Below are 9643 nucleotides of genomic sequence, written 5' to 3'. Positions count from 1 at the left end.
AAAATTTGGTTCACATAATCAAGGTTCTCCTGACTTTCGCTAGCGGGTATAACCGTAAATTCATGTTTGTATTTGTTCATAAAGTAACGGGCTTCATTCGCACGTAAACCAGCAAGCGCTTCTACGACAGGTGAAGACTCTAAACCTACCGTAGACACATTTTTAAAATCAACAATCTGAGACACGCTAATCCCTCCCATGACCTCGTTTATTTCCCTACAACAGGAATCCATACTTCACCATAGACGAGACCGTCTCGCTGCCCCATCTCAACCGTTGCATTTGGCCCGCCAACATAGGCAAAATTCTGGGCTTCAGGCAGAACTTGACCAAAGGCAATGCCAGTGAGCTTATTACTCAACTCATCCGCCGTCTTCCCTTCGCCTTTAACGACGAGATATTGTCCCTTAGGGAATTGAATAACTCTGTGTTCTTCCGGTACCGATGCTCCTGTCATGACGCCAGCATAATACATCATCTTGTGATTCACCGCTTCGTTCACGGCKAAAATGTAGTCGTTCGTGGCAATTGCTTTTAAAGCGTCAAGCCTTCCATCTTGCTCTACGGCCCGCCAAAAGTTTTCCTTCTCCTTGTTGATACCGGCATAATCCGTGTAATTGCTCTTCAGCTCCGTGCCAATACCTAGAACGATAAAGCTGTCTTTTTCCTCAAGGGTATACATTGTCATAATTAAATCTCCTTTTTTCAAATTAATGATTTTTTTTACTTAATACGTTTATATTAACCTTAAATCATGTCAAAATATGATACTGTTTAGAAGATCCGATGAATCTCAACTACCTATTAAAGTTTGCGGCTTTGGGGACGCAGCGCCCAAGAGGCGATACTAAGCACGGCATAGAAAAGCGGAAGAATAAGATGGAATCCGTAATCACCGTAATCGTTGGCGAACACATGAGATAAGGCCGCACCCGTCATTAGAAAAAAGATACCGCTATAAGCCCATTCCTTAAGTCGGGGGAATCCTGGCATTACGATTGCAATGACGCCAAGCAACTTCCAAGTTCCGAGAATGTTTGTGACATATAACGGGAAACCAATATCGGTCACTAGATCGACATTCCCCCCGTATCGCATTAGTTGCCCGATACCACTTAATGCAATTGAGAATGCGAGTAGGATTGTGACGGTCCAATAAACGGCCATCCTTCCAAAAGGGCGGGACTCTACTTTTGTCATTTTTTCATTACTAATGATCGTACTCATGTTCATTCCTCCTCTGGATTTCTTTTTTTACTTGATAGCTTTATAATAACCATAAACCATGTCAAAAAATGATACTGTTTAGAGGATCCGATGAAAAAAGTAGAACGAATTAACATCATCATGCGGTATATCAATAACCGAGCCCACTTTACCATATCTGAGATTATGCAGGAATTTCATATCTCTCGTTCGACAGCCATTAGAGATATCAGAGAAATTGAGACGATGGGGATGCCGCTTGTCGCTGAAGTCGGGAGGGATGGTGGTTATTTTGTCATGAAAAATTCCGTCCTACCGACTGTCCGCTTTACCGATAATGAGATAAAGGCCCTTTTTATTGCCTTCATGGCCACGAGAAATCAACAACTTCCCTATCTCAAGAGTCGTCACTCTTTAGCGGAAAAATTACTCGGACTTATATCGGAAAACCAACAAGATGATCTTGTTCTGTTAAATCAAATCTTGCTATTTGAGGGAACCAACCCCCACAATCCCGATCTGCTTGATCTGTCCGATCTGCCCCATCCTATGTTAGAACAACTTATCCAAATCATTATTATGGATAGCTACTTAGTGGTTTCCGTCGAAGTAGGGAGGGAAATAAAGACTTATCCCATCTATCTGTTGCACTTATATCGTGAAAAAAGCTCTTGGCAGATTGAAGGCTTTGACCTAGAGGAAGAGAAGAGGCGGATTATTCCTGTCGACAATCTTACCGATGTTACACCCTACTCTGGGAAAAAAAGAACGGCCAAGAAGAAGATTATAGAACAACTAAGCAAACAGGAAAAAGTCATCAATCTTGTCCTTGAACTTGGTCCTAAAGCGATTGCCCAGTTCAAAAAATACCATCCGTTAAAAATGTCAATTTCATACACGAATCCTTATCAGTCTACGGCAATTTTAAAAACGTTCATCAATGTTCATCACTCGGATGAATTGGACGAAATCACAAATTGGCTGCTTTTCTTAGGTGGAGATATCACGATTAGGGAAATGCCTAAAGAGGTTGTGGAAGGTTTACAGGAGAGAATGGTTCTTTTCACGAATACGTAAAATGATTAATGAAGAAGAGGCATCGACTGTTCTAAAAGAACTGGAGAGCAGCCCTCCCTGGAAAAATCTAAAAGCAGTCAAAAACGGAAACGTCCACGTTGTTAACTATAATTACTTGTATAATGAGGATCTTATTGCCGTCGAGAATCAGATCGATATCTTGGCTGATGCCATTCTGGCTGGCCGATAGCATGTAATGCCGTAATCTGAATACAGACCCTCTTCTATCCGTTCGTTTACGGTTGTGAAGTGGGTCTTTTTGCATGTTGAAGGATTTGTAAAAATTTGTCGGCAACTGAAGGATTCATACACTATTTTGTCGAAATTATAGGCATACATGAAAATACTGGGTTATTCCTACGAGGTGCACAAATGAAGCGTTTCCACTTGTTCTTGTTACTACTCACATTAGGCGGCGCTGCCTTCTTGGCTTTGCTCTTGTATCCCTATATAGCTTCTTCGGAGGATTCCGCCAGTACTCCAATATCCACCTGGAAAGTGCAATGGATTCCTGTTGGAGCTCCTGAAGACTCCCCGCCTGACATGGACGGAGAGTGGCTGTCTGCCACGGCAGAAGACCCGTTTAATACGATTCCCAAAGGAAAGGTCGGCGCATGGATTCACCTGACTGTCCCTCCGACGTCCAACTTATCCAAACCTGGCCTATATATTGAACGCTTGTTCGCTATGGACATAACAGTTTATGAGAACGGCAAGCCCGTCTATCAGGTCGATCGCAGCTTTGACTTCGAGCGCACCCTTCTCCAACTGCCGCTCGACCATACTGAGATAGCCAGAGATCTCTATCTGCGGCTCACAGCGAAGGAACGGGCAGGCATCAGCAGTGATATCCATCTTGGCGAGCTTCCCGAAATCTCCCAGCAAGTCATCCGCAAGGAACTGCCTGACCTGTTGCTAGGGGGAGGCTTCATTTTCCTGTCGCTCCTAATGTTTCTCTGCTCTTGGTACTTGAACCGGGCCCTACGCAGTACCGCCCTGGCGCTTACCTTATTCGTCATGTGCAGCGGCATTCTAATCATGGCCTACTCAGATATACCCTACTACTATTTTCCTGAGCTTGGGCACATTTTTGTATTTATATTTGATACGTCTATTTACATTTTGTTTCCAGCCTTGCTGTACTTCGTCACCCACATATTCGAAGGCCGGTATCCATGGATCAAGCGGGTATTCCGCTGGCTTGTCGTCTATTATATGATTAACTTCTGCGTTATGGTAGGGTATAAGATTATTGGAACTCCCTTGTATTCTCTTTACGGATTTCTAACCTTCTGGCTGGGTGCACCGCTCATTATCGGACAATTGATTCTCATTAGCTTCCTCGCCTTTCGGAACGCCATGCAGAATCCCAATTCCCTGATCCTCTCCTTGGGAATATTGAGCCTTGCCCTTTGCGGTGTAACAGATCTCTTGCTGATGTACGCGATAGATACACCCCATATATTCAGTTTATGGAAACTTGGCATCATCATTCTGATTGCCTCTTTGGTAATGATCCTAAACCGCCGCATTGCATTTGACTATGCCCGGCTCCTATCCTACTCCAAAGAATTGGAACTTTACAATCACCAACTGCAGCGGACGGAGAAAATGCAGATCATTAGTGAACTAGCCGCATCCATTGCCCATGAGGTGCGCAACCCTCTTCAAGTCACAAGAGGTTTCTTGCAACTACTCTCGGGAAAATCAATGGAGCACGACAAGTCCTACTTTTCCTTGGCCATTCAGGAGCTGGATCGGGCATCAGGCATTATAACGGACTTCCTAACCTTTGCAAAACCAGAGCTGGATACATTGGTAGAGCTAAATTTGCAGCAGGAGCTAGCACAGATCGAAACGATGATGACGCCGCTGGTCTTGCTGAACAATGGGGAGCTGGAGGTCCACGTGCCCGAACCCCAAATTATTTTGGGCAACTCATCCAAGTTCAAGCAGGCATTGATCAACATCATCAAGAATAGCATCGAATCCCTTCACGAAGAAGGTCACATTACAATCACCGCCTGGGACGAGGGAAGAACCGCTGTCATACGCATTGCAGACAACGGCGAAGGCATGGAACCGGAGCAGATCGCGAAACTAGGAGAACCGTACTTCTCAACGAAAACCAAAGGAACTGGCCTAGGCCTGATGGTTACCTTCCGTATCATTGAAGTGATGGAGGGCACCTTGGAATTCCATAGTGAAAAAGGAAAAGGAACCGAAGCCATCGTCCGGTTCCCTCTCGTTTCCAACCCTAGGTCCAAGTATACTGCACCTCATTAGATTTCATTTGATCCACTTCCTCCGGTTGCGGGGGAATGACAAGCGCATAATGAGCTGGTGTTTCCGCCAGCACACTCAGCTCAATACCTTCAGGAACTTCAATTCCGAAGTCCTGCTTCAGCGCACTTCGGGGATCTGCCAACAAGCGTGCCTTGAAATCTGCGTCTTCCCAAGCCTTCTTAATAATCTTTACTTTCAACGTATCCATGGACATGACAACACAACCCTTCAAAATGTAGGATATCTGCATTTTCATAATACCATGGAACTAGATCTTTTGTACCATTATTAACCATTTATCGACAAATAAATTTTAAATTCGCCATCATTCAACAAACCAGCGTAATGCTCTCTTATCTTGTTAGCCTTGCGCTGCAAGCTTTGACCGAAGGCGGGTGCGAAAACCTGGAGAGTTGGAGGGCACTCTGGCATTCCAAAGTGAAAAAGGAAAAGGAACCGAAGCCATCGCCCGGTTCCCTCTCGTTTCCAACCCTAGGTCCAAGAAATCATCTGTGGTTGTACTCCAGTAGCTGTTAATTCATCCAATTCCTCTGGCTTCGGGGGAATGATCAGCGCATACTTACTAGGTGTTACCGCCATCACATGAAGCTCAATACCTTCAGGAATAGTATGTCCGAAGTCCTGCTGCAACGCACTACGGGGATCTGCCAGCAAACGTGCCTTGAAATCAGGGTCCTTCCAAGCCTTCTTGATGATATCCACTTTCAACGTATCCATGGACATGACAACACAACCTTCCAAATATTAGGATAATTTGCATCCTCATAATACCATAGAACTAGACGTTTTGTACCATTATTAACCATATTAACCATTCATCTTCAAATAAATTGAAAATCCGCCATCATTCAACAAACTATCGTAATGATCTCTGATCTCGTTTGCTTTGCTCTGCAAGCCTTGAGCGATCGCAGATGCGAAAACCTGGAGGGATGGAGGAGCATCCTTCATGGCGCTCAACCGATCTGCATAATCGATTGCAAGGGTCGCAAGCCCTCCTAAGGCCTGCTCTTGATAAATGCTGCGTTTCACCATACTCTCATCCAAAACTTCGCCTGCCTCTAGCTGAAGGTTCTCCCGCAATAACACTAGGAAAGCGTTACAGGCGGCCGTCGGCAAATCCTCCCGCCAATCTATCCAGTCATCGGAGAGTTGGAGTATCGCAAGGGCCAAATCGATGGCTGTTTCCATAACCCGAATCTCTTGGGCCCTTCCAGCTTGGAGCAACAGTGCTGCGGCACACAGTTTCACCGGGGCAGCCTTGCGGGCCAATCGGCCAGGATCCCGCGGGTCCATAGGCTCGTCCACCTCACGGTACATCGCATCTGCCCATTCCGCTAAATAACGATTATAACAAACCCACAGCTGAGCGTTTCCTGAAAAACACCGCTGATAAGCCTCCAAGAACCGTTGATTCAAAAGCGTGCTCAGAGCCAGCGAACGCCGGACCTCCCTCTTCTCATCCATTACATCGTCCAAGAGAAAAAAGGACAACATCCCGTAGACATTTCCCACCGCTAACTCGCGACACAGCTCGATCGGACTCCCCAAGGTCTCTCCAACCCAATACGGAAGCAGGTAGCTGATCATATTAGGTCCTTCACTGTCCTTCCTGTCCAACGGATAGCACCCGCCAAGAAGCGCCAAAGCTTGCTCCTTCAGTTCCTCCGGAAACGTCTGCAATTGAGCCGACGCTTCCCCGAAGATCCGGACAATCTCATCGCTATATTGATCTATTAATCGGTTCATGGATGGGAATCAGTTCCTTCCTTATTGTGAAAATCGTTTATCTAGGTCGGTCACATGTTTTCCATAATTATACTTCTGATCCATCTAGGCGTAAACCTTGCAGTTCACCCATATGATTACTAATCCGTATTCGTCTCTCTTCAACGAACTTGGGAAATGATCACTTCTTCTCTGTCGCAAAATAAAGAATAGCTGCGATGGGGAAAGCCATTCCAATCCATAATACGGCACTCCAACCTCCTGTAGCATATGCCCATCCACCAATTGCAGATCCGATGGCACCGCCAAAAAAGAAGATAGCCATAAAAAGGCCATTCAGCCGACTGCGAATTTCTGGACTCAGTGAGAACAACGCACGTTGTCCCAGCACAAGATTTGCGGATACGCCGGCGTCCAATAAAATAGCTGAAACGACGAGAATAACGATTCCGGTCATTGAACCCGTACGGATCATAAGCGGTATCAACATCGAAATGATGACAGTGCCGAGTGCAATCCCTGTTGCGGGTTTAGTCCAGCCACGGTCCGCCAACCGTCCGGCCACAGGCGCAGCTATAGCCCCCGCAACTCCTACAAGCGCGAACAACGCAATATCTATCTGCGAAAAATGAAAGACTGGGCTGGATAACAGTAACGGAACTGTTGTCCAAAATAGACTAAACGATGCAAACACAAATGCGTGATAAGCTGCCCGACGGCGTAAGATCGGGGTTGTGCGCAGCAAGTGCCACATCGAACCGAGCAGAGCGGCATAGCGTGTGTTCGCCGTTGGCTTTCTTTGGGGTAACACCTTTGAAAGTACGATCGCCAAAATAATAATCGCTGCGGCTGACAAAGCGAATACGGCATGCCAGCCCAGGAATTCGGCCACTAGGCTCGACAATGGTCGCGAGAGCATAATGCCAAGCAACAAACCACTCATGACATTGCCGACAACGCGACCGCGTGAAGAATCCGATGCAAGGTATGACGCAAAAGGCACGAGTACCTGCGCCGCGACTGACCCTACTCCGATGACAAACGATGCCGCCAAGAATGGCGCAGCTTGCTTCGAAACTGCCGCAACTGCAAGAGCAACACCTGTAAGAAGTAAAGATGCGACAACCAACCTTCGATTTTCAACGATATCTCCCATAGGTACAATAAATAACAAGCCGACTACATAACCTATCTGTGCTAACGTCACAATCAAGCCGGAGCTATTTGCGGACAACCCGATGGAAGAGCTGATGACCCCTACCAAGGGCTGCGCATAGTAAAGATTAGCTACAATGACGCCGCATGCGGCAGCCAGCACTAGGGTTAACCATGTTGGGATATTTTTCTCGATAGCTTGTTTTTTTAAAGCAGTCATTTTAAGCAACTCCTTATATAGAAATATATTGTGTTCTATTTTCTCAATACATTCATGGCTTCACGACAGCTACAATTCCATCCTGCTTCCTCCTTACATAATTCCTTTATTTATTTTAAATACTAAACGTATAGTTTATTAAATGTATATTTGTATAATATACTGAACGTGTAGTTTTGTAAATGGGTAATTGCAACTTTATTTCTTATTAATAATTGGTATACTGGACGTATAGTTTATTTGTTTCGGATCAGATATGTATGAAAGAGGATGATGACGATGAATGGAAAAAGAGGCAGGCCGCGGAATATTGAATCTCAAAAGTCTATCCTTTCCGCATCTTACGAGTTATTGCTGGAAAATGGCTTTCAAGCCGTCACCGTGGATAAAATCGCTGATCGTGCCCAAGTTAGCAAAGCCACGATATATAAGTGGTGGCCTAACAAGGCTGCCGTGGTTATGGATGGTTTCCTGCATGCCGCCACGGACAGACTACCTATCCCTGATACAGGTACAACATTTAGTGACATTCTCATTCACGCCACGAATTTAACCGGGTTTTTGACAAGCCGAGAGGGAACCATCATTACGCAGTTATTAGGCGAAGGGCAGTTTGATTCAGGATTGGCGGAGGCCTATCGTGCTCGGTTTTTCCGTCCCCGCCGACTTGAGGCCCGAGGTCTTTTGGAAAAAGGGGTTCAACGCGGGGAATTGAAAAATAATCTCGACATTGGCATATGTATTGATCTCATTTACGGGCCTATTTTCTATCGTTTGCTTGTGACAGGCGAAACCTTGGACGAATTCTATGTCAAGAATTTAGTGAAAAACGCATTTGAAGGAATCCGTTTAATTTGAGTCGTATTTGCCGTTTTTCAAGCGGCTTTGGCGCTTCGTAACCTCTATACAGCAAAACCAAAAGGCACCCGAATCGGGTGCCTTTCGATTTTAGAAGGTCACTACCCTCACTGATAGATGCCCCTCCTACTGACCCAGTTATTCTTAAGCGTTATGCCAATCTTCCCATTCTTCGACAGACATATAACGCACATTAGCTTTAACAGGGCGCCATTCCTCTAAGTCGAATGCGGCCCCCCCGAGAAGGAACCTCAATCGAGGATGGTTCCGTATGGCTACTTCAATCCACTCCAAGAGCTTGTCCACATGTTGTCGGTCCGTAACGGAAACTGCGATAAAAGATACATTGTGATTTACGATGATGCTATCCAGATCCATCAAAGGCGTATCGGGTCCTAGATACAGCACCTCAGCTCCGCGTTTACGCAAGAACAGGCTAAACGACATGAGTCCGAGATGGTGCCGTTCTCCCTCGGGGCAAAAAGCCAATACAACAGGCATGCTTGGATTCACGGGAAAAATTCTGAACAAGGCAGATATTCTTCGCATAATCGTTTCCGTAGCGAAATGTTCCTGTGCTACGACGATTTTCCCTGCCTCCCAATCTGCTCCGGCCCTATAAAGGACAGGAACAATGATGCGTCGGAATGCCTCTTCGAAGTCATACAAGGCAAATGCCAGATCTATCGTCTCGTCTGCTTGGACGGATCTGAATTGGATCAAATCCATGTATAGCTTTTCGGCCAAAATGTCGTATGTTCGTATGCTAGCCGCCTGTTCTGCTTCCTGTACCGGAKGGTTAGACTTGCTTTGCTGCAGCAGTTTTGCCACTGCTTCGCTGATCTTCAAGCCGTTTTGTTCGATTTGGTTTTTAAGGAAGCGAAGCTTTGAAAGATCTTCTTCGCTTAGCAGGCGATGTCCGCCGCCGCTTCGGCTCGGGGAAATAACCCCGTATCGGTTCTCCCAGGCCCGAATCGTCACGACCGGGATGCCCAGCAGCTCGGACGCCTTTTTCATGCTATACATGATTTCGTCCCCTCCTCCACTTAATTATACATAATCAATACAAAATGAGGAGAGCTTTGTCAAAAT

The 9643-nt window shown here is 45.9% G+C and carries 10 protein-coding genes and 1 pseudogene; 3 read left to right on the top strand and 8 right to left on the bottom strand.

Annotated elements, in window-relative coordinates; translation table 11 throughout:
* The 3 genes and pseudogenes from AC1DLM_RS16835 to AC1DLM_RS16825 all read right to left on the bottom strand — a co-directional run.
* Nucleotides 1-185, bottom strand: a pseudogene (locus tag AC1DLM_RS16835) (phage tail protein); the annotation flags it as partial.
* Between the two features lie 23 nt (nt 186-208).
* Entirely contained in the window at nt 209-688 is a 480-nt protein-coding gene (locus AC1DLM_RS16830) for a GyrI-like domain-containing protein (RefSeq protein WP_477570623.1), read from the bottom strand.
* A 116-nt stretch (nt 689-804) separates the two neighbouring features.
* A complete protein-coding gene (locus AC1DLM_RS16825; protein WP_477570622.1) occupies nt 805-1227 on the bottom strand; it encodes a DoxX family protein in 423 nt (140 codons plus the stop codon).
* 90 nt (nt 1228-1317) lie between these two features.
* Between AC1DLM_RS16825 and AC1DLM_RS16820 the strand changes: the two genes are divergently transcribed.
* Nucleotides 1318-2283, top strand: coding sequence for a helix-turn-helix transcriptional regulator (locus AC1DLM_RS16820; protein ID WP_477570621.1), 966 nt, complete (start codon nt 1318-1320; stop codon nt 2281-2283).
* 372 nt (nt 2284-2655) lie between these two features.
* Entirely contained in the window at nt 2656-4569 is a 1914-nt protein-coding gene (locus AC1DLM_RS16815; protein WP_477570620.1) for an ATP-binding protein, read from the top strand.
* Here AC1DLM_RS16815 and AC1DLM_RS16810 read toward each other — a convergent pair.
* The 4 genes from AC1DLM_RS16810 to AC1DLM_RS16795 all read right to left on the bottom strand — a co-directional run bounded on the left by AC1DLM_RS16810 (nt 4541) and on the right by AC1DLM_RS16795 (nt 7693).
* Nucleotides 4541-4783: an NHLP leader peptide family RiPP precursor gene (locus tag AC1DLM_RS16810; RefSeq protein ID WP_477570619.1), complete on the bottom strand. Its 243-nt coding sequence runs from the start codon at nt 4781-4783 to the stop codon at nt 4541-4543. The genes AC1DLM_RS16815 and AC1DLM_RS16810 overlap by 29 nt on opposite strands.
* A gap of 278 nt (nt 4784-5061) precedes the next feature.
* Nucleotides 5062-5313, bottom strand: a complete 252-nt coding sequence (locus AC1DLM_RS16805) for an NHLP leader peptide family RiPP precursor (RefSeq protein WP_477570618.1) — start codon at nt 5311-5313, stop codon at nt 5062-5064.
* An 84-nt stretch (nt 5314-5397) separates the two neighbouring features.
* A complete protein-coding gene (locus tag AC1DLM_RS16800) occupies nt 5398-6339 on the bottom strand; it encodes a hypothetical protein (protein WP_477570617.1) in 942 nt (313 codons plus the stop codon).
* A 160-nt stretch (nt 6340-6499) separates the two neighbouring features.
* Nucleotides 6500-7693, bottom strand: a complete 1194-nt coding sequence (locus AC1DLM_RS16795; protein WP_477570616.1) for an MFS transporter — start codon at nt 7691-7693, stop codon at nt 6500-6502.
* A gap of 270 nt (nt 7694-7963) precedes the next feature.
* Between AC1DLM_RS16795 and AC1DLM_RS16790 the strand changes: the two genes are divergently transcribed.
* Nucleotides 7964-8551 carry a TetR/AcrR family transcriptional regulator gene (locus AC1DLM_RS16790; RefSeq protein ID WP_477570615.1) on the top strand — a complete coding sequence of 196 codons (588 nt, stop codon included), beginning with the start codon at nt 7964-7966 and terminating at the stop codon, nt 8549-8551.
* Between the two features lie 144 nt (nt 8552-8695).
* On the opposite strand, the gene AC1DLM_RS16785 is transcribed toward AC1DLM_RS16790, so the two are convergent.
* On the bottom strand, nt 8696-9577 hold the full coding sequence (locus tag AC1DLM_RS16785) for a MerR family transcriptional regulator (protein ID WP_477570614.1): 882 nt from the start codon (nt 9575-9577) through the stop codon (nt 8696-8698).
* Between the last annotated feature and the right edge of the window lie 66 nt (nt 9578-9643).

It is taken from the genome of Paenibacillus sp. 01T442 (assembly GCF_056398345.1).
Note: the sequence above shows the minus strand (reverse complement) of the source record. Positions and strands in the feature narration are given on the sequence as shown.

Coding starts and splice junctions, on each gene's coding strand:
- AC1DLM_RS16805 (WP_477570618.1), bottom strand. CDS start 5,313: ATGTCCATGGATACGTTGAAAGTGGATATCATCAAGAAGGCTTGGAAG.
- AC1DLM_RS16800 (WP_477570617.1), bottom strand. CDS start 6,339: ATGAACCGATTAATAGATCAATATAGCGATGAGATTGTCCGGATCTTC.
- AC1DLM_RS16825 (WP_477570622.1), bottom strand. CDS start 1,227: ATGAGTACGATCATTAGTAATGAAAAAATGACAAAAGTAGAGTCCCGC.
- AC1DLM_RS16810 (WP_477570619.1), bottom strand. CDS start 4,783: ATGTCCATGGATACGTTGAAAGTAAAGATTATTAAGAAGGCTTGGGAA.
- AC1DLM_RS16790 (WP_477570615.1), top strand. CDS start 7,964: ATGATGACGATGAATGGAAAAAGAGGCAGGCCGCGGAATATTGAATCT.
- AC1DLM_RS16795 (WP_477570616.1), bottom strand. CDS start 7,693: ATGACTGCTTTAAAAAAACAAGCTATCGAGAAAAATATCCCAACATGG.
- AC1DLM_RS16820 (WP_477570621.1), top strand. CDS start 1,318: ATGAAAAAAGTAGAACGAATTAACATCATCATGCGGTATATCAATAAC.
- AC1DLM_RS16815 (WP_477570620.1), top strand. CDS start 2,656: ATGAAGCGTTTCCACTTGTTCTTGTTACTACTCACATTAGGCGGCGCT.